Below are 19,328 nucleotides of genomic sequence, written 5' to 3'. Positions count from 1 at the left end.
ATAATAAAGTTAAAATTTACTTTTTATATTTCATCAAAGATATTAAAATAGTATCTTGCGGACCTTAAAATAAAGGAAAATGAAAATTAAAAATATAATAAGTTTATTAATAATTGGTTTAGTAATTTTTTCTTGTAAAAAAGATGATGACACTGTCGATTTTGATGCTGCTGCGCAAGCAATTGAAGATGATAATAAGTTAATCGAATATTTGCAATCTCATTATTTAAATGAAGAAGACGGAGGTATTTGGACAATTACAAATGGAGAAACTCCATTAATGGGACAAGTGAGTTATGAAGATGTTGTAAAAGATGAAATTGAATATAAATTATATTACTTAACTCAACAAGAAGGTGAGTCCATTTCACCAACAAAGGTAGATTCAGTTTTATCAAAATATACAGGAATGTTATTGGATAGTACAGTATTTGATACTAGCTCTTCATCTTTAATTTGGTTTTCATTAACAGATGTTATTGCTGGATGGAGTTATGGATTTCCAAATTTTAAAGGTGGAACAAAAATCGTAAATTCAGATGAATCGTTTAATTATGAAAATTATGGTAAGGGGATTTTATTTATTCCTTCAGGATTAGCTTATGGAAATCTTAATCAACAAAGTATTTCTGCAAATTCTCCATTAATATTTCATATTGAATTACATGATGTTAATTATTCTGATCACGACAACGATGGAATATTATCGAAGGATGAAGATACTAATGGAGATGGAGATTTTACAAATGATGATACAGATGGTGATGGCATTCCAAATTATTTAGATAGTGATAATTAATTTTAAATATAAGTCATAAAAAAAGCTTCTCATAATTGAGAAGCTTTTTTTATATAATTATAACTGTTGTTTTAACTTTTATCTTTAGATAAACTATAAGATAAGCTAAATATTAACTGTTCTGGTCTAGAATCTAATGTAAATGTTTCACCTGCATTGCTCCAATTAGCTTCGTTTTCACTTAAACCTCTTTCATATCTTACATCAATACCAATTCTCCCAAATTCCACAGAGGCTCCAACATTAACACCAACTGAAAAATCATTTTTAACATCGCTAATATTAATTCCGTTTAAATCATTGTCTAAAATATATTGAAATGCAGGTCCGGCAAAAACATTTAAAGGTCCAATTAATTTTAGACCCACTAAAACGGGAACATCAATTTTTGAAAGCTTATAATCTTCAATTAGAGAATTAAACTCGTATTCACTAGTAGTTTGTGTATAAACTATTTCCGGACGCACAAAAATAGGCCCCAAATCCAATTTACCATAAAAACCTACATTAAATCCAGATTTTCCTTTTCCTTCATCTTTATAGATTTGGTCAACTTCAGATGTAAATTCTTTTAAATCGCCATTTGAATTATAACTTAAACCTGCTTTAATACCAACATCGCTTTGAGCATTCATTAGCATAATACCAGCTATAAATGCAACTGAAAATAATACAATCCGTTTTTTCATAAAAAATATATTTTTTTGTTATTACATAAGTTTAAACGAAAATATTAAAACATTATTTTCTAGCAATCACTTTTTTAGTTGCAGCAACAATAGCTTTATCATTTAAATTATATTTCTCCATTAATTGCGCTGGAGTACCAGATTCACCAAAACTGTCATTTACAGCAACAAATTCTTGCGGTACTAAATTGTTTTGAACTAATAAGCGAGAAACACTTTCTCCTAAACCACCAATTATATTATGCTCTTCAGCTGTAACAATACATCCTGTTTTAGCTACAGATTTTAAAATAGCTTCATCGTCCAAAGGTTTAATAGTGTGTATATTAATAACTTCAGCACTAATACCCATTGCTTCTAATTGTTCAGATGCTTGTAAAGCTTCCCAAACTAAATGACCAGTAGCTACAATAGTAACATCTGTTCCTTCAGTTAAATGAATAGCCTTTCCAACAATAAATTCTTGATCTTCAGGCATAAAAACAGGAACTACAGGACGTCCAAAACGTAAATATACAGGTCCTTCATGGTCCGCAATTGCAATAGTGGCAGCTTTTGTTTGGTTATAGTCACAAGTATTAATAACTGTCATACCTGGTAACATTTTCATTAAACCAATATCTTCTAAAATTTGGTGTGTTGCTCCATCTTCACCCAACGTTAAACCAGCGTGAGATGCGCATATTTTAACATTTTTATCAGAATATGCAACTGATTGACGAATTTGGTCATAAACTCTTCCTGTTGAAAAGTTTGCAAATGTACCAGTAAAAGGAATTTTTCCTCCAATTGTTAATCCGGCAGCAATACCAATCATATTAGCTTCAGCAATACCAATTTGAAAAAAACGTTCCGGGTTTTCTTCAATAAATTTCTCCATTTTTAATGAACCAATTAAATCGGCACAAAGTGCAACAACATTTGGATTTTTTCTTCCTAATTCCGCTAATCCTGCTCCAAACCCTGATCTGGTATCTTTTTGTTCTGTAAAAGTGTATTTTTTCATTATGTTTTTATTAAAAATCGTTCAAAAATAAGGATATTTTACCATTATGACTTATAATTTCATCAATTCTTCATATAATTTATGAACAGGTAATCCCATTACATTAAAATAGCTTCCTTCAAGCCTTGTAACCCCTATAAAACCTATCCATTCTTGTATTCCATAACCTCCAGCTTTATCAAATGGACGGTAATTTTCAACATAAAAAAGAATCTCATCAAAAGTCAATTTTTTAAAGAAAACGGTTGTAACATCAAAAAATACATTTTGAGATTTAGTTGTTTTAATACAAACGGAAGTAATAACCTTATGACTGGTACCAGATAATTCTTGCAACATTTCAATCGCTTGCCCTTTATTTTTTGGTTTCTCTAATGGTCTGTTATCGTGCCAAACAATTGTATCTGAAGTTATTACAATATCTTTTTCCTGTAGTTCATTTTCAAATGCTTTTGCTTTTAACTTCGCTAAATAATTGGTTATTTCCTCCTCTACAAGTGTTGATGGGTATATTTCATCAATTTCTTTAACATTAATGGAAAAATCAATACCTAGTTCTTTGAACAATTCTTGTCGTCTTGGTGAACCAGAAGCGAGAATAATTTGGTTATTTTTAAATTTTTCTGAAAGCATTTTATTTTTTAAATGAAATTATTAAAAGTATAGTTATACCTAAAAACATGATGATTTTAAGCAATGAACTTAATTTGTGAAATTCACTTTTTTTCTCCGCGCTTCGTAATTTTATAGCAACTACTAATAATGGAATTAACGTAGATAAAAGTAAATATAGCATTGGGAATTTATAGTTACGACTATAATTATAAACTAGAAAAAACAATAAACAAATTGGTATTAAGCATAAATACGAAGCAATAATTTGAGCTCTATTTCTTCCGGAAATTATAGGTAATGTTTTTAAATTTAAAGATTTATCTCCGTTTATGTCTTCTATATCTTTAATAATTTCTCTAATTAAATTTAAAATGAATGCAAAAAATGCCAACACAATTATAACTGTAATTGCAGTATTTTGGGGATTGTTTTTAATTGAAAAATTGATATCAAATACAGGTAAAATAACTACACTAAAAGCAATTAAAATTGAAACAATTAAATTTCCAATAAGTGGTTTTCCCTTTAAAATTTTTGAATAATAATAGAGTAGGAGAGCTGTTCCAATAAAAATGAATGAATGTGTAGGTTTACTAATGCTTAAACAAAGCATAATTCCTAAGATAATTCCAATAGTATTTGTTATTTTATACCAATGTTTTGCCTGTTCTATTGAAATATTTTTGGAAACAATTACTTTATTCGGTTTGTTTATTTCATCAGCCTTTATATCAAAAATATCATTTATAATATAACCTGCTGCGGTTATAAACAATACTGAAAATAATAAGATTATAAATTGAAGAGATGAAAGGGTTGTTTCAACATAAAACGAATGGAAAAAGAAAAACTTTAATAGAAAAAAGACATAAATAATCAGCAATAAATTTTTCCATCTAATAAGGTTAAAAAAAAATTCTAATTTCATTAAATTTAGTTGAAATTCTTTTTAACACGCGCTAAATCTATTTTGTTGTCGCGGTCCTTTATTACTTCACGTTTATCGTACGTTTTTTTACCTTTACAAAGTGCTATTTCTAATTTTGCCCAACCTTTATCAGTTAGAAATAATTTAAGCGGAATTATTGTAAGCCCAACGTTTTGAACTTCTTTTTCAAGCTTTTTAAGCTCATTTTTATTTAACAATAGTTTACGTTCACTTTTTGGACTATGATTAAAAGAATGTCCATATAAATATTCTTCAATAAACATATTAATAGCAAACAATTCACCTTTTTCATTAAACTCACAAAAACTTTCAGTAATTCGAGCTTTACTTTCTCTAATTGACTTAATTTCTGTGCCAGTTAACTGAATTCCAGCTACATATTTATCTAAGATCTCGTATTCAAATCGAGCTTTTTTATTTTTAATATTTATTTTCTTCTGCATATTAGTGCAAATGTACTATAAATTCTATTCATTTAGTGCAGCTTTAAGAGTAGTTAAAATAAAAAAAGTTCATGATTTCACATGAACTTTTTTATAAATAAGAATATTATTTAAATCTATAAGATAATCCGACCATCCAATAAAAAACTTCATCTAATTGTTCTTTAGTTAAAGTTTCATCGTTTAAAATGGTTGCTGCATTTTGTGGAAAAACTAAAGCAGGTAAAAACGAAACAGTTATTGAGTTTTTTGTATACCACATTGGTAAACTTAGTTCAATTGCCATTAAATTAAAATTTTCACTTTCTTCTATAACAACTTCTGTAACTGTTTCTGTTGTTCCTCCTGAGCCTTGACCTGGCCCTTGGCCTGCATTTATTCTAACTTGTTTTGTGATATAATATTCTTCATAAAAATTTTGTGATCCAAAATAAACTCCGACTGTTGGAGAAATTTGAAATTTATAGTCTGTTGTTAGAAAATCATGACTGATTTCTGAAGATAAAAAGAAATCAGAATTTTCGTTAGTACTAAAATAATTACTTGCAGCCACTGATAAATTAAGAATGTCAAAATCGTAGCTTAAATTAGCAGAAATATCTGCAGTTACCTCTGAAATTACGTTATAACTATCATCATTAAAAAAGTATTTTGTTGCTGAAAAATCTCCAGACAGTTTGTTTTTTGTAAAATCAAAGCCAGCAGTAAGTAAAAATAAATCGATTCTACTTTGGTTTGATTTTGTAAGATATGAAAATGATCCGTTACCATAGAATCCAGATTTATGATGGTAAGTTATCGTGGGATATAAATAGGGGGCTGCAATAGAATCTTTTCTACCCATAAAAATAGCATCACTTATATAATTTAAACCCGTTTTAATGTATGATTTGTCTTCATTCTGCCCAATTGCTTCAGAATAGAAAAGAATGAACAAAACAACTATAGTGAAATTTAATTTTTTCATTTTAAGTGATTTAAGAGTTAATTTATAAAACTAAAAATGGAATGATTTTTAAGAACTAAAAATTGTCATTTTGAGCGAATTCCAGCAATATTTATTAACTTTTAATCCTGACTCAAAATGACAATTTCAAAACATTTAATAAATCATTTATTCTCAATTAATTATTTAAATGTTTTTTCCACTTTTCTTCATTACTTTTTTCTTATTTGGAGTAGTAGTTGCCTTTTTTTGCACTTTTTTCTTTGTCATGGTTTTAATTCCTTTTGCGTTTTTATTAACTTCCATTTTTCTGTGCATGTAGGTGTTTTTAAACATATTACCATCCATATTTAAACATTCACCATCTTGAAGACGTAATTGTTTTCTATCTCGAGTTTGATAAGTTCCATCAGGATTTACAGTTACTCCATCACCAAGTTTTAATTGCTCTCTAACACGTTTTTGTTCTTGATTTCTAATTTGATATGCTTCTCCATCAATCATCATAATTTGATATCGATTTTGATTTCGTGTTTGAATCTGAGCTTCAGACAATCCTTTGTTTTCTTGTTGAATTTTATATCTGTATTGATATTCATCTCTGTATAATACTCCGTCGTTATCTAAACAAGATCCATCACGTAATCTTAATCTAATTTGATCTTTTGTTACATAAGTACCATCTGAGTTTACAACTGTACCATCGTTTAAAGTTATTTTATCACGTAATCGAATTTGATCCCGATCTCTAATTTGAAGAAGATCTCCATCAACCAACATAACATGATCTCTATCTCTAACTCTATCTTGATCTTTATCCTGATCTTTAATTTGCGCAACTAATCCAATAGTTCCTAGAACTATAAAGATTAAAAAAAATACTACTTTCTTCATGATTTATTATATTAAAATTTATTATTTATAATAGTGTTTAATTACTTTTTTGACATCCAAATTTAAGATGTAATTCAATTTAGAACAATGATTGTTATCAAGAATTGACATGATAATTATCAGATTTAACAACTAATTTATTTTCCGTTTTACTTGGTTCTAATACGTCTATATATCATTAGACATTATTTTTAAAAGAAAGTTTTAATTGTAGAAAAAAATTAGCCCGTATAACTTAATTCCTATTTTGTTATACGGGCTTAATTCTAAGGTTTTAAGTTATTTTAATTATGTCCTGTTCCGCTTCCACCGCCAGTGCCTCCGCCATTATTACCACCGCCGCCGCCGCCAGTATTACCACCGCCGGTTCCGCCGCCGCCGCCAATTCCGCCGCCACCACCGCTACCGGTAGTTTTTCCAATTATTAAAATATCCATGTAGGTTAAGTTGTTATCAAAATCAATTACTGCATCTCCTCCTCTGGTTCCTTCTCCTGAATCATCGCCTTCATCAGAAGTTGGTACAATTCGTTTTGCTGATAGTTCTTCTTCTTCTTCAATAGGCAGCAATATGTTAGTAATACCACTTTCAAAGAAAGTTTTTAATTCTCGTCCACTATCATCATCAAAACTGAAAGTAACTCTATAATATCCTTCACCATCATTCAATTTTTTGGCATTCCACGTATAACCGAAAATTACTTTTCCTTTTACATTTACTTCTGCATTGTAATAACCAGGGCCATCACTTGCTTCATGCACAGCCATGTTAAATAAAGGGTCATCATTAACTAAATCGCCACCTTCATAACTGCTAGCTTCTGTCCAACCATCTCCTTTTCTCCATGTTAAATTACTACCTATTCTTTCTCCTTGTTCATTAAGTTGGTATAACTCATCTATATTTTCAATAGATAATTTTTGAATAGTTAATCTTGCATTATCTGTAAAAACAGTCGCTACATCACCTGGTCCATAAACTATTTCATCTAACAATGTGGTTTGTAACCCATGAACTTCATCTACACCCCAGCTGTCAGCATGACGCATTGCGTATTCTGTAACGGTTGGATCAACATTTTTATAGAGAACCACCTCTGTTCGTATTTGAGATCTAATACTCCAGTCTATAGACTCTAAGTTGTCTCCCCAATCAATATTGTCTACAATAGTTGTTCCATCAGGAATCCAGTTGGAAGCTTGCCAATTATTAAATTCATCTTTTTGGATATAAGCTTTGTATTCAGCTTCTGAACAATACTCTGTTTCCCCAAAAATATAAGGACCACAACTGTAAAGTGGTGCTTGCGGGTCTATTGGATCTTCACCCCAAACACCCCACCAAGTACCGGTTATGTTTACTGTTCCCATCTCTCCTCTAAGAAGTTTAGTTGCTCCATCAGACCAAATTACTGGGAAGGATAAATTATTACCAAATGTTTCTCCTGTAGAATCAGGTTTTCCTTTAGAGCTCATTTCAACTGCAGATTCATCTGCTACTAATACATCATCAACAAATGTATCTTCATTACATTGAGCAAAAATAAAAATAAGCGCAAGTAGGCTTATTTTTAAACTTAATTTTTCTAATTTCATAATATTGCATTTTAAGTTATTAATAAAAATTATATTCATCTGGGGTATTATATTCAACAGATTGATAAATTTTTAAATTTAACTATGTAAAGCAACTAAAATGTTTGTTTATTTGAAATGATAGCAGTCAATTCAGTAAATGAGAAATATCATAAAATTTATGTAACATCAATTACAATAAAACTTGTAATTATTTTATTAGAATTTAGAAAGATATTATTATTATTATTATTATTATTATTATTGAGAGTTTTTTTATTAAAAAATCCAAATTTGACTTTGAGGTTGATAAAAGCTTTTTGAGGTTTTAACTAAGCTAATTAGGGCTTTATTTAAGTCAAACTTGGATTCCTTAATTGTTAATTCATTTTATTCAGTTTAAAAATTGAATAAATTTAAGATTTGCTGCAATAAACTGCTAGAATCATCGCAAGACCCATCTTTTAAGCGAGCCTGAATTTTAAGTTTTGTTTGATCTGCCAACAAATCTAATGTCGCATCATCTTTACATGAACCATCTTTTAATTTTAACTGATCTCTAATTTGGTCAATAGTTTGATCTTGGTCAATCAATAATTGAATTGAGGTACCATTTTCTAAAGTAACGGTTAAAACTCCATCTTGAAATTGTAATTGTATTTGTTCCTGATTTTGCTCTTGTATTTGCTCCTGGGCATGTGTTTGAACATGATTTTGATTTTTAACTTGTTTTTTTTGTTGAGCTATTAATCCTCCGGTTCCTAGAACCATAAAAACTAAAAAAACGATTAACTTTTTCATTATAAAAAATTTAAATTATGAAATACACTAATTTTCAATGTACTATCATTTAGACTTTTTTTAAATAAAAAAGTTTGGTTTCATAAAAAAAATAAAAGGGAAAATTTAAAACACAATAAATTTTATTAAAAAATAAATAACTCCATTAATAGGAAGTTATAAATTTAACCTGCGCAATAACAGTGAATTAATTAAATTAATGGAGCTAGCTTAGAAAAAATTAGATTATAATTTTTGGTTGGAATAAAATTTATTTTTAATTGAATCCATTTTTTTAAAGATTTTTTCAATTTCCTTATTTTGAAATTTGAAATGATTTAAGTAAAAATCATCTGTATAAAAATCATTTATATCAAATGGTGATTTAACTGTAAAATCATTTTTAAAAATTGAATCTATAGATTTAAGTTGAATATCAAATTCATTTTTAAATCGATTAAAGATCTCTCTTTCTAATAGTGTGTCTTTTTTAATATTTGAATAAAAATAGTAGTAACTAGAGTCTAAACTTATTAAATTCCCTTCATCATCATATTCTTTAATAACCTTCATTTTTTTAATTGGCTTAATCGTATCTTTTTTTACAGATGTTAGTTTTTCTGTTTTAACTTGACCATTGCAACTTGTTAATAAAAATGCAAATATTGATATTAACATTAATAATTTTTTCATGACCATACTTTTATTGTTAATAATTATTAAAGCTATTTTATAAATTAATTATAAGCAATGATATTAATCAATATTTTGGTAAATTATAAAATGTTATACTATTTTTTTAGTGAATGGAACAATGTTATCAATCTATCTTTAAAAGAATATCGGATATTGAGTTATTTGAAATAGTAAGTACATATAGGTTAGAATTATTGTTATCTTCAATATCTACATATTTTTTGGAACCTAAAACTTTATTTACAAATTGGGGAGTTGTATTACTATGTCCTACAATTAGTACTGTTTTTCCTTTTGTATCTTCTTTAAATTTAGAATTGTATAATTCTCTTGGATTGTAAAATTGAACTTCTAAATCTTTACTTTCAGCAGTTGGAGTTGCAGTTTGAATTGTTCTTTTATAATTGGTGGAATAAATAATATCGAATGGAATATTATCAAATACAATACTCCAGTTTTTAGCTCTTTTATTTCCTTTTTTCTTTAATTTAGGGTTCTTATCAGATTTATGTTTTCTAACTTTTTCAGCATGTCGAATAAAGTAATAAGTAGTTACTTCATTTTCTTGCGCTTGTATATTTAAAGAATAAATTAGTACAAATAAAAAGAATAGGATTTTTTTCATAATTTAATAAATTGTTGATAAAACGAATATACATAAAAAGAGGATGTCCTAAAAGCCAAATTTTCGTCAACCTGAACTTGTTTCAGGTTCATATATTGATTGATAACCAGTATTATGAGATTCTGAAATAAATTCAGAATGACGACGTTCAGTACTTTTTAGACAGCCTCTTATAAAATCAATCTATTATTTTATTTATTTCTAAATACTATTTTATCATCAAAAGCATCCAGTAAAATATGACTTGTAGCCGTTATTTTTCCTGCTAAAATTTCTTTTGAAAGCTCATTTAACACTTCTTTTTGAATGACCCTTTTTACAGGTCTTGCACCAAATTGAGGATCAAATCCTTTCTCAGCTAATGCTTCAACCATATCTTCGGTATATTCAATTTGAATGTCTTTTTCTTTCAGCATTTTTGTTAAGCCATTTAATTGCAATTTAACAATTTGTTTAATTTCAGCTTCATTTAGCGGTGTAAACATTATTATTTCATCAATTCTATTTAAAAATTCTGGTCTAATTGTTTGTCTAAGCAAAGTGATAACTTCCTCTTTTGTGTCTTCAGTAACCTGAGCACGCTTATTCATATCCATTTTTTCAAATCGTTCTTGAATTATATGTGAACCCATATTTGAGGTCATAATAATTATTGTATTTCTAAAATCGGCAACCCGACCTTTATTATCAGTCAATCTTCCTTCATCTAAAACTTGTAATAATATATTAAAAGTATCTGGATGCGCTTTTTCAATTTCATCTAATAAAATAACTGAATAAGGTTTTCTTCTCACTGCTTCTGTTAATTGTCCACCTTCATCATAACCAACATAACCTGGAGGCGCACCAATAAGTCTGCTAACAGCGTGTCGTTCCTGGTATTCACTCATATCAATACGTGTCATAGAGTTTTCATCATCGAACAAATATTCGGCCAATGCTTTAGCAAGTTCTGTTTTACCGACACCAGTTGTACCTAAAAATAAAAAGGAGCCAATTGGTTTTTTTGAATCTTGTAATCCAGCTCTGGAACGTCTAACAGCATCTGCAACTGCAATAATTGCTTCTTCCTGTCCAACAACTCTATTATGTAGTTCAGTTTCTAAATGCAATAACTTTTCTCGATCACTTTGAAGCATTTTTGTAACTGGAATTCCAGTCCATTTTGCAACAACTTCGGCAATATCATCTCGTGTAACTTCTTCTTTAATTAATGCTGAATCTTGATTTTCAGCCATTTCTTTTTGAAGTTTATCAAGTTTTTCCTGAGCTTCTTTTATTTTACCATATCTAATTTCAGCAACTTTTCCGTAATCACCTTCACGTTCAGCACGTTCGGCTTCTAACTTGAAATTTTCAATAGCTTCTTTGCTAGTCTGAACATTATCTACAAGTTCTTTTTCACTAACCCATTTTGCATTTATTTCATTTCTTTCTTCTTTTAAATTGGCAACTTCTTTTTTAAGTGAAGCTAATTTTTTCTCATCTTTTTCACGTTTAATTGCTTCAATTTCAATCTCTAACTGCATTATCTTACGATCAAGAACATCTAAATTTTCAGGTTTAGAATTAATTTCCATACGTAATTTAGAAGCAGCCTCATCCATTAAATCAATTGCCTTGTCTGGTAAAAAACGATTAGTAATATACCGTTGCGAAAGTTCAACAGCAGCAATAATTGCTTCATCTTTTATTTGAACTTTATGGTGATTTTCATACTTTTCTTTAATACCACGTAAAATTGAAATTGCACTTTCTGTATCCGGTTCATCTACAATTACTTTTTGAAACCTTCGTTCTAAAGCTTTGTCTTTTTCAAAATATTTCTGATACTCATCTAAAGTGGTTGCTCCAATTGCTCTTAGTTCTCCACGAGCCAATGCAGGTTTTAAAATGTTTGCTGCATCCATAGCTCCTTGTCCGCCGCCAGCTCCAACCAGTGTGTGAATTTCATCAATAAAAAGGACAATTTCACCTTCAGCAGATGTTACTTCTTTTATAACGGATTTTAACCGTTCTTCAAATTCACCTTTATATTTTGCACCTGCAATAAGAGCTCCCATATCTAATGAGTAAACTTGCTTTCCTTTTAAATTTTCTGGAATATCTCCTTTTACAATTCTATGCGCTAAACCTTCCGCAATTGCTGTTTTACCAGTTCCTGGTTCTCCAACTAACATTGGATTGTTTTTGGTTCTACGCGATAAAATTTGAAGAATTCTTCTAATTTCTTCATCTCTACCAATAACAGGATCAAGTTTACCATCTTTTGCAAGCTGATTTAAATTTTTAGCAAATTTATTTAATGAATTATAGGTTTCTTCAGCACTTTGAGAAGTTACTTTACTTCCTTTTCGCAATTCTGTTATTGCAGTCTGCAAGCCTTTATCATCAACTCCCTGATCTTTTAGAATCTGAGCTGTGGTATCTTTTGTATTTAAAATTGCTAATAACAGATGTTCAATGGAAACATATTCATCTTTTAAATTTGTTGCTTCTGTTGCTGCATTATTTAACATTTTTGAGGCATTTCTAGACAGGGTAGTATCTCCACCACCAGTTACTTTAGAATAACTTTCAATTGTTTTATCAATTAAACTTTTAAGCAATTCTATATTTACCCCTAATTTTTTAAAAATAAAAGGAGTTACATTTTCATCTACTTCAAAAATACCTTTTAAAATATGAGAATTCTCTATTTGTTGATGCCCGAAACTTTCTGCAATTTGCTGTCCTTTTTGGATAGCTTCCTGCGATTTTATTGTAAAATTATTAAAGTTCATAACGTATACTTTTTTGTTGTTATATTTGCAGCTTCAAATTAGAGACCAATTCAAATAAAACAATTTAATTAAGCCATTTTGTCTTGTTTTTTAAGGAGTTAGCGACAATTTGGCAAGTGTTATATTTTTAAATCAAATTTTAAAATAGTTAAGAAATGGGTATATTTAATAGTCTTTTTCAATCAAATGAAAGTGAAAAGAGTAGTGATACTTTTAATTGGGCTTTGTTAACTGAAGAAAAACAATTGAACGAAATTATTGAAGAGTCAAAGACTAAATTAGTAGTTGTTTTTAAGCATAGTACGCGATGCGGAATTAGCAGGGGAGTACTTTCTCAATTTGAAAAAGCAACAGATTCTAAAATAGAAAATGTTGCCTTTTATTATTTAGATTTATTGAAATACAGATCAATTTCAAATGAATTAGCTTCTGCATTTAATGTTTACCATCAATCTCCACAAGCAATTTTAATTAAAAATGGTGAAGTTGTGACTCATAATTCTCATTATGACATAATTTCTTCTTTAACTATTGAAGATTATATTTAATAGCAGGTAAAATTTTTCCGGTACATTTTCCAAAACCAATTCTTCCATGTTCGTTTTCACAATAACCTCTAATAATTACGTTATCACCATCTTCCAAATAGGTTCTTTTAGTTCCATCTTTTAATGTAATTGGTTTTTCTTCATTCCAACACAGTTCTAATAAAGATCCAAAGGATTTTTCTTCTTTTCCAGAAATAGTTCCACTACCAAATAAATCACCAGAACGCACATTGCAGCCATTCACAGTTTGATGCGCTAATTGCTGAGCTATAGACCAATACAAATTATTAAAGTTTGAATCACTTAATAAATTTAAATCCCCATTTTCAGTTTCCAAAAACGTATTTAATTTAATATCAAATGTATTTTTAGGTGTATTTAATTGAAGATAAGGTAGTAAATTTTCTTGTTTAGCGCTTTTGCATCGATAAGGTTCTAAGGCATCTAAAGTAACAATCCAAGGGGAAATTGTTGAAGCAAAACTTTTACTTAAAAATGGCCCTAATGGTTTAGATTCCCATTTTTGAACATCACGAGTACTCCAATCATTTAGTAAGACCATTCCAAAAATGAATTCTTCAGCTTCATTTACCAATATTCGATCTCCAAAATTATTAGCCGAAGTTGTTATAAAGGCCATTTCAACTTCCATATCAAGCTTATTTGAAGGGCCAAACACAGGATTTAATCCATCGGCTGGCAATGTTTGTCCATAAGGTCTTCTAATTGAAGTTCCAGAAACAACAACAGATGATGCTCTTTCGTTATAACCTAAAGGCATGTGTAGCCAATTTTGTTCTTTAGAATTATTTTGTAGATTAAACATTTTGGAAATGTTTTTTGCGTGCGCTTTACTTGAGAAAAAGTCTGTAAAATCACCAACATCTACCGGGCTTAACATTTCAACTTCATTCACATCAAAAATAATAACATCCCTATGTGATTTATTGTCTTTTAATGTAGTATTGTTAATATCAAAAATTTCAGCAATTCTATTTCTAACCAATCGCCATGTCATTCTTCCATCATCAATAAAATCATTTAAAGAATCTTGCATAAAAATATCATCTGTTAATGGTATTCCATTAAAATAACCTAATTGATGAAAAGCCCCTAAATCAATTGCATATTCACCAATTCTAGTTCCAATAGTTATAATATCATCTTTTGTAATAAAAACCCCAAAAGGAATATTTTGTATTGGGAAATCACAACCTTGTGCAACTTGTAGCCAAGATTTTCTGTTCGGATTATTTGCTGTTATTTCCATATCTATAATTTCTTTATTTTTTTCATTTTGATTTTCTAATCAAATATATAAGTTTATCTGTAAAAGAAAAATGAAATTACTATTTTTGCGATTAATTTAACTTTTAAAATAGTAACTACTAATGCAACGTGACCAAATTATCTTTGATTTAATTCAAGAAGAGAAAGAAAGACAAACAAATGGTTTAGAATTAATTGCTTCAGAAAACTTTGTAAGTGAACAAGTTATGGAAGCAACTGGTTCAGTTTTAACAAATAAATATGCTGAAGGATATCCAAACAAACGTTATTATGGCGGTTGTGAAATTGTAGATGTTGTAGAACAAATTGCTATTGATAGAGCAAAGGAATTATTTGGAGCTGAATATGTAAATGTACAACCACATTCAGGATCTCAAGCAAATGCGGCAGTATATCAGGCAGTTTTAAATCCTGGGGATAAAATATTGGGGTTTGATTTATCTCATGGGGGGCATTTAACGCACGGATCTCCAGTAAATTTTTCAGGTAAATTATATAAAACTTCTTTTTATGGAGTAGAAGAAGAAACAGGAGTTTTAAATTATGACAAAATATTAGAAACAGCTAAAAAAGAACAACCAAAATTAATTATAGCTGGTGCTTCTGCATATTCAAGAGATATAGATTTTGAAAAATTTAGAACAATTGCTGATGAAGTTGGAGCTTTATTAATGGCCGATATTTCTCACCCAGCTGGTTTAATTGCAAAAGGTATTTTAAACGATCCAATTCCACATTGTCATTTTGTTACTACAACTACACATAAAACTTTGCGTGGCCCTCGTGGTGGAATTATTATGATTGGGAAAGATTTTGAAAATCCGTTTGGTCAAAAACTAAAAAATGGAAATTTAAAAATGATGTCAACTTTAATAAATTCTTCTGTTTTTCCTGGTAATCAAGGTGGACCTTTAGAACACGTAATTGCAGCTAAAGCTATTGCTTTTGGTGAAGCATTAACAGATGAATTTTTACATTATCAAATACAAGTTAAGAAAAACGCTTCTGCAATGGCCGATGCTTTTGTGGATAAAGGATATAAAATTATTTCTGGAGGTACAGATAATCACTGTATGTTAATTGACTTAAGAAATAAAAATATTAGTGGTAAAGATGCTGAAAATGCGTTAGTTAAATCTGATATTACGGTGAATAAAAATATGGTTCCTTTTGATGATAAATCACCATTTGTAACTTCTGGTATTAGAATTGGTACTGCAGCGATTACAACACGTGGTTTAAAAGAAAAAGACATGAAAGCTATTGTTGATTTAGTTGATGAAGTTATTTTAAATCATGAAAATTTAGAAGTGTTGGAAAATATCTCCAAAAAAGTAAATGAAATGATGTCAAATAAGCCATTATTTCAGTTTTAATCAATAAATAAAATAAGTATGAAAAAAGTATTGTTATTAGTAGCTTTTGTATGTTTTTCAATTACAATTAATGCTCAGGAAGAAGTTGACGCCTATACTTCAGATACACAAAAATTAGTTAGAATTGTTTCAGAATCAGCTTTTACACCAGTATTAGATCAGTTTTCTTCAATGGTTGCTGAAGATAAAAAAGAAGCTTTAGTTGCTGATATTAAAGCTACATTTCCTGAATTATATGCTGCTATTGCAGTAATTTATATGGAAGAATTTTCACACGTTGAAATAAAAGAAATATTAGCATTCTATGAAACACCCATTGGAATAAAATTAGCAGCTAAAACTGGTAGTTTAAGCCAAAAAGGTATGGTTGCGGGTCAATCTTGGGGAATGAAACTTCAAGGGATTCTTCAAAAATATCAATAAGATATAGTTTTTATTTTTATAAAAATCCTGCAATTTGCAGGATTTTTTTTAACCTAGTTTTAACTAAAATAAGTGATTTTAGTTACAATCTTTTGGAGTACAATTTTATAACTTTATATGTTAATCAAATCGATTGATTAAATTTAAGTGAATTAATAATTTTATAAAATAGCAATAATGGAAACAGAACAAGAAATTACATCTATGCCTAGAATAGGGGATAAAGCACCCGAATTTAAAGCAGTAACTACACAAGGAAATATTCATTTTCCAAAGGACTATAAAGGTGATTGGGTTATTTTATTTAGCCATCCAGCCGATTTCACACCAGTTTGCACCTCTGAATTTATGACGTTTGCAACCATGGAAGAAAAATTTTTAAAAGCCAATTGTAAATTAGTTGGTTTGTCTATTGATGGTTTATATAGTCACATAGCTTGGTTACGCTCAATTAAAGATAAAATTGAATACAGAGGAATGAAAAATGTAGAAGTTAAATTTCCTTTAATTGAAGATATTACCATGGAAGTGGCTAAAAAATATGGAATGATTCAACCAAATGAAGACTCAACTAAGGCAGTTCGTGCTGTATTTTTTGTTGATCCTAAAGGAATAATTAGAGCAATTATTTATTATCCGCTAAGTTTAGGTAGAAATTTTGATGAATTATATAGAGTTGTTGTAGCATTACAAGCTGCAGATGCTTTTGGAGTAGCTACACCTGCTGATTGGAATCCTGGAGATGACGTAATAATTGGTCCTGCAGGTTCTTGTGGTGCTGCGGAAAATAGAATGGCTGGGAAAGAAGATATGGAATGTAAAGATTGGTATTTCTGTACTAGAAAATTAGATAAAGACGTGGTTCTTAAAAAAGTTCTTAAAAAATAAGATTAGAATAGTTTTGTCAAACTGATCTTGTTGTGCCATTTTAGCTATTAGTAGTTAAATACAACTTCGACAAGCTCAGTTTGACATTATTTCTATAATTATTTAAACCAGTTGTTATTTAAAAAGATTTAATCTTCATCTTCTAAAGCCCGTTCTAATAATTTATCATTAAAATTCTTGGTTCCCTTAGCTCCGAGTTTCTTTAATTTATCAACCTTTTTAATAAGATTACCTGCTCCTGTTAATTTTTTCATTGAAGTGTCATAAGAACCTTGAACAGTTCTTAACTGATTACCAACCTTAATTAAATCTTCGGTTAAATTAATAAATTGATCATACAATCTACCCGCTTGAATCGCAATTTCAATGGCATTACGTTGTTGTTTTTCATTATTCCACATACTATCAATTGTGCGTAAAGTTGCCAAAAGGGTAGTAGGTGTAACAATAACAATATTCTTTTCAAATGCCTTATTATATAATTGGTTATCAGCATTTAACGCTACTGCAAATGCAGGTTCAATCGGGATAAATAACAACACAAAATCTGGTGATTCAATTTTGTAAATGTCTTCATATTTTTTTTCGCTTAACTGTTCAATATGACGCTTTAAAGAATTTACATGCTCTTTTATAAACTTCTCTTTTTCATTATCGTTATCAGCATTTACATATTGTTCGTATGCTGTTAAAGCAACTTTTGAGTCAATTACCATTTTTTTATTGTCAGGTAAATGAATCACAACATCGGGTAAAATTCTTTTTCCTTCATCATTTACAAAACTTTGCTGAACAAAATACTCTCTATCTTTTTCTAACCCAGATTTTTCTAATACACGCTCTAAAACCAATTCTCCCCAGTTTCCTTGGGTTTTACTGTCTCCTTTTAACGCTTTTGTTAAATTAACAGTTTCTTTACTCATTTGAAGGTTTAAATCTTTTAAACCAACAATTTGTTGACGTAAAGCTGCGTGGTAATCGATACTTTCTTTATGAGTATCTTCTACTTTTTTCTCAAATGTTTGAATTTTTTCTTGTAACGGATTTAAAATTCGCTGGATATTTTCTTGATTTTGTTCGGTAAATTTTGAAGATTTTTCTTCAAGGATTTTATTTGCTAAAAGTTCAAAATCTTTGGTAAATTTTTCTTGTAATTTTTCAACTTCAGCTTTATTTTCATTTAGTTTTTCTTCTAAATTATTAAGCTCAGAAACCTTTTGAGCATAGCGTACATCAATCTCATGCTTTTCATTGCTCAAAGCATTTTTTTCTAAAATTAAAGTGTTGATATTCTCTTTGTTAACTCCTTTTTCTTCAAGTAAAAGTTTATTTCTGGTTTCGAGTTCAGAAAGTGTTTTATCCAAGTTTCCTTTGGTTAAAAGTTTACCTAGAAAACCTCCAATAACCAAGGCTAAAATAAAGATGATTGCATTTATAATATATGATTCCATTTACTAATTAAAATTTATAATTTGATAGCCATTTTTTTGATATTCAACCAAAGCAGTTAATGCTGAAAGTGCCATTTTAACGTTTTCAGATTTATCTTTTACTTGATATTTACTTGCCATATAAGATTGTCCGCATACAAAAATTTCAACAGTTTTGTTTTTTAAAACTTCAATCAATTTTGAATTTGGGTTGTCAATTTTATAAAATTCATTATAAGAACTGTCGTTTAAAGCACTTCTTGTTGCTTTTCCGTGCAGAATAACTGCAATTTTCATTTTTTCTAATAAAACTCCTTGCTCCCCATGCATATTTATAAAACGTGCCACAGTATTAAGTAACGGATTTAATTTTTCGCCGTTAGCACGGTCTGTATAAATATCAAAAATAACCTTATATTCAGTGTTAGTATCCAATAATAAATCTGGAGATTCAACGGTATAAACTTCCCCAAAATCTTTAATTAATTGAGCATTTACAGACATTAAGCTTATCAAAGCAAAAAAGACGATTAAATGTTTTTTCATAAAATATATTTTATTTTTTCAAAAGATT

At 29.1% G+C, this 19,328-nt stretch carries 20 protein-coding genes; 5 read left to right on the top strand and 15 right to left on the bottom strand.

Annotation, left to right across the window (positions count from 1 at the left end; translation table 11 throughout):
* Positions 1-79: 79 nt before the first annotated feature.
* Complete coding sequence (locus CHB63_RS03920; RefSeq protein ID WP_089377104.1) at positions 80-799, top strand: FKBP-type peptidyl-prolyl cis-trans isomerase; 720 nt, start codon at positions 80-82, stop codon at positions 797-799.
* 71 nt (positions 800-870) lie between these two features.
* Here CHB63_RS03920 and CHB63_RS03915 read toward each other — a convergent pair whose 3' ends face one another.
* From CHB63_RS03915 to clpB, 12 genes are all read right to left on the bottom strand, one after another.
* A complete protein-coding gene (locus tag CHB63_RS03915; RefSeq protein WP_089377103.1) occupies positions 871-1,488 on the bottom strand; it encodes an outer membrane beta-barrel protein in 618 nt (205 codons plus the stop codon).
* Positions 1,489-1,540: 52 nt separating this feature from the next.
* Entirely contained in the window at positions 1,541-2,494 is a 954-nt protein-coding gene (locus CHB63_RS03910) for a transketolase family protein (RefSeq protein WP_089377102.1), read from the bottom strand.
* A gap of 51 nt (positions 2,495-2,545) precedes the next feature.
* On the bottom strand, positions 2,546-3,127 hold the full coding sequence (locus tag CHB63_RS03905) for a Maf family nucleotide pyrophosphatase (protein WP_089377101.1): 582 nt from the start codon (positions 3,125-3,127) through the stop codon (positions 2,546-2,548).
* A 1-nt stretch (position 3,128) separates the two neighbouring features.
* Positions 3,129-4,037, bottom strand: a complete 909-nt coding sequence (locus CHB63_RS03900; RefSeq protein ID WP_089377100.1) for a geranylgeranylglycerol-phosphate geranylgeranyltransferase — start codon at positions 4,035-4,037, stop codon at positions 3,129-3,131.
* A gap of 5 nt (positions 4,038-4,042) precedes the next feature.
* On the bottom strand, positions 4,043-4,501 hold the full coding sequence (gene smpB, locus CHB63_RS03895; RefSeq protein ID WP_089377099.1) for an SsrA-binding protein SmpB: 459 nt from the start codon (positions 4,499-4,501) through the stop codon (positions 4,043-4,045).
* Between the two features lie 106 nt (positions 4,502-4,607).
* A complete protein-coding gene (locus CHB63_RS03890; RefSeq protein WP_089377098.1) occupies positions 4,608-5,468 on the bottom strand; it encodes a hypothetical protein in 861 nt (286 codons plus the stop codon).
* 165 nt (positions 5,469-5,633) lie between these two features.
* On the bottom strand, positions 5,634-6,341 hold the full coding sequence (locus CHB63_RS03885; protein ID WP_089377097.1) for a DUF6799 domain-containing protein: 708 nt from the start codon (positions 6,339-6,341) through the stop codon (positions 5,634-5,636).
* Between the two features lie 284 nt (positions 6,342-6,625).
* Positions 6,626-7,936, bottom strand: coding sequence for a hypothetical protein (locus tag CHB63_RS17105; RefSeq protein WP_176420160.1), 1,311 nt, complete (start codon positions 7,934-7,936; stop codon positions 6,626-6,628).
* 378 nt (positions 7,937-8,314) lie between these two features.
* Entirely contained in the window at positions 8,315-8,716 is a 402-nt protein-coding gene (locus CHB63_RS03870; RefSeq protein ID WP_089377095.1) for a hypothetical protein, read from the bottom strand.
* Positions 8,717-8,941: 225 nt separating this feature from the next.
* Entirely contained in the window at positions 8,942-9,388 is a 447-nt protein-coding gene (locus tag CHB63_RS03865; protein ID WP_089377094.1) for a hypothetical protein, read from the bottom strand.
* 127 nt (positions 9,389-9,515) lie between these two features.
* Positions 9,516-10,016 carry a SixA phosphatase family protein gene (locus CHB63_RS03860; RefSeq protein ID WP_089377093.1) on the bottom strand — a complete coding sequence of 167 codons (501 nt, stop codon included), beginning with the start codon at positions 10,014-10,016 and terminating at the stop codon, positions 9,516-9,518.
* A gap of 191 nt (positions 10,017-10,207) precedes the next feature.
* A complete protein-coding gene (gene clpB / locus CHB63_RS03855) occupies positions 10,208-12,799 on the bottom strand; it encodes an ATP-dependent chaperone ClpB (RefSeq protein WP_089377092.1) in 2,592 nt (863 codons plus the stop codon).
* A 155-nt stretch (positions 12,800-12,954) separates the two neighbouring features.
* Between clpB and ytxJ the strand changes: the two genes are divergently transcribed.
* Positions 12,955-13,347 (top strand): bacillithiol system redox-active protein YtxJ, encoded by a 393-nt coding sequence (ytxJ, locus tag CHB63_RS03850; RefSeq protein ID WP_089377091.1) that lies wholly within the window; start codon positions 12,955-12,957, stop codon positions 13,345-13,347.
* Here ytxJ and fahA read toward each other — a convergent pair.
* Complete coding sequence (gene fahA, locus CHB63_RS03845; protein ID WP_089377090.1) at positions 13,328-14,617, bottom strand: fumarylacetoacetase; 1,290 nt, start codon at positions 14,615-14,617, stop codon at positions 13,328-13,330. The two genes, ytxJ and fahA, sit on opposite strands and share 20 nt — an antisense overlap.
* Positions 14,618-14,738: 121 nt before the next feature.
* On the opposite strand from fahA, the gene glyA reads away from it, so the two are divergent.
* The 3 genes from glyA to CHB63_RS03830 all read left to right on the top strand — a co-directional run bounded on the left by glyA (position 14,739) and on the right by CHB63_RS03830 (position 17,324).
* Positions 14,739-16,013 (top strand): serine hydroxymethyltransferase, encoded by a 1,275-nt coding sequence (glyA, locus tag CHB63_RS03840; RefSeq protein ID WP_089377089.1) that lies wholly within the window; start codon positions 14,739-14,741, stop codon positions 16,011-16,013.
* Between the two features lie 18 nt (positions 16,014-16,031).
* Complete coding sequence (locus CHB63_RS03835; RefSeq protein ID WP_089377088.1) at positions 16,032-16,436, top strand: DUF2059 domain-containing protein; 405 nt, start codon at positions 16,032-16,034, stop codon at positions 16,434-16,436.
* A gap of 177 nt (positions 16,437-16,613) precedes the next feature.
* Positions 16,614-17,324: a peroxiredoxin gene (locus CHB63_RS03830; protein ID WP_089377087.1), complete on the top strand. Its 711-nt coding sequence runs from the start codon at positions 16,614-16,616 to the stop codon at positions 17,322-17,324.
* 128 nt (positions 17,325-17,452) lie between these two features.
* Here CHB63_RS03830 and rmuC read toward each other — a convergent pair whose 3' ends face one another.
* The gene (gene rmuC / locus CHB63_RS03825) at positions 17,453-18,775 is read right to left on the bottom strand and encodes a DNA recombination protein RmuC (RefSeq protein WP_089377086.1); all 1,323 of its coding nucleotides are present in this window, start codon (positions 18,773-18,775) and stop codon (positions 17,453-17,455) included.
* Between the two features lie 3 nt (positions 18,776-18,778).
* Positions 18,779-19,300, bottom strand: coding sequence for a DsrE family protein (locus tag CHB63_RS03820; protein ID WP_089377085.1), 522 nt, complete (start codon positions 19,298-19,300; stop codon positions 18,779-18,781).
* Between the last annotated feature and the right edge of the window lie 28 nt (positions 19,301-19,328).

This window comes from Lutibacter flavus, from assembly GCF_900188355.1.
GTDB lineage: Bacteria > Bacteroidota > Bacteroidia > Flavobacteriales > Flavobacteriaceae > Lutibacter > Lutibacter flavus.
This window is presented reverse-complemented; position numbering and strand designations above follow the sequence as displayed.

Excerpts from the sequence above, each read along its gene's own strand:
- CHB63_RS03860 (WP_089377093.1), bottom strand. The coding sequence starts at position 10,016 with ATGAAAAAAATCCTATTCTTTTTATTTGTACTAATTTATTCTTTAAAT.
- CHB63_RS03835 (WP_089377088.1), top strand. The coding sequence starts at position 16,032 with ATGAAAAAAGTATTGTTATTAGTAGCTTTTGTATGTTTTTCAATTACA.
- CHB63_RS03900 (WP_089377100.1), bottom strand. The coding sequence starts at position 4,037 with ATGAAATTAGAATTTTTTTTTAACCTTATTAGATGGAAAAATTTATTG.
- CHB63_RS17105 (WP_176420160.1), bottom strand. The coding sequence starts at position 7,936 with ATGAAATTAGAAAAATTAAGTTTAAAAATAAGCCTACTTGCGCTTATT.
- CHB63_RS03820 (WP_089377085.1), bottom strand. The coding sequence starts at position 19,300 with ATGAAAAAACATTTAATCGTCTTTTTTGCTTTGATAAGCTTAATGTCT.
- ytxJ (WP_089377091.1), top strand. The coding sequence starts at position 12,955 with ATGGGTATATTTAATAGTCTTTTTCAATCAAATGAAAGTGAAAAGAGT.
- CHB63_RS03905 (WP_089377101.1), bottom strand. The coding sequence starts at position 3,127 with ATGCTTTCAGAAAAATTTAAAAATAACCAAATTATTCTCGCTTCTGGT.
- CHB63_RS03915 (WP_089377103.1), bottom strand. The coding sequence starts at position 1,488 with ATGAAAAAACGGATTGTATTATTTTCAGTTGCATTTATAGCTGGTATT.
- glyA (WP_089377089.1), top strand. The coding sequence starts at position 14,739 with ATGCAACGTGACCAAATTATCTTTGATTTAATTCAAGAAGAGAAAGAA.
- CHB63_RS03830 (WP_089377087.1), top strand. The coding sequence starts at position 16,614 with ATGGAAACAGAACAAGAAATTACATCTATGCCTAGAATAGGGGATAAA.
- CHB63_RS03865 (WP_089377094.1), bottom strand. The coding sequence starts at position 9,388 with ATGAAAAAATTATTAATGTTAATATCAATATTTGCATTTTTATTAACA.
- CHB63_RS03885 (WP_089377097.1), bottom strand. The coding sequence starts at position 6,341 with ATGAAGAAAGTAGTATTTTTTTTAATCTTTATAGTTCTAGGAACTATT.
- CHB63_RS03920 (WP_089377104.1), top strand. The coding sequence starts at position 80 with ATGAAAATTAAAAATATAATAAGTTTATTAATAATTGGTTTAGTAATT.
- fahA (WP_089377090.1), bottom strand. The coding sequence starts at position 14,617 with ATGGAAATAACAGCAAATAATCCGAACAGAAAATCTTGGCTACAAGTT.
- CHB63_RS03870 (WP_089377095.1), bottom strand. The coding sequence starts at position 8,716 with ATGAAAAAGTTAATCGTTTTTTTAGTTTTTATGGTTCTAGGAACCGGA.
- clpB (WP_089377092.1), bottom strand. The coding sequence starts at position 12,799 with ATGAACTTTAATAATTTTACAATAAAATCGCAGGAAGCTATCCAAAAA.
- CHB63_RS03910 (WP_089377102.1), bottom strand. The coding sequence starts at position 2,494 with ATGAAAAAATACACTTTTACAGAACAAAAAGATACCAGATCAGGGTTT.
- rmuC (WP_089377086.1), bottom strand. The coding sequence starts at position 18,775 with ATGGAATCATATATTATAAATGCAATCATCTTTATTTTAGCCTTGGTT.
- CHB63_RS03890 (WP_089377098.1), bottom strand. The coding sequence starts at position 5,468 with ATGAAAAAATTAAATTTCACTATAGTTGTTTTGTTCATTCTTTTCTAT.
- smpB (WP_089377099.1), bottom strand. The coding sequence starts at position 4,501 with ATGCAGAAGAAAATAAATATTAAAAATAAAAAAGCTCGATTTGAATAC.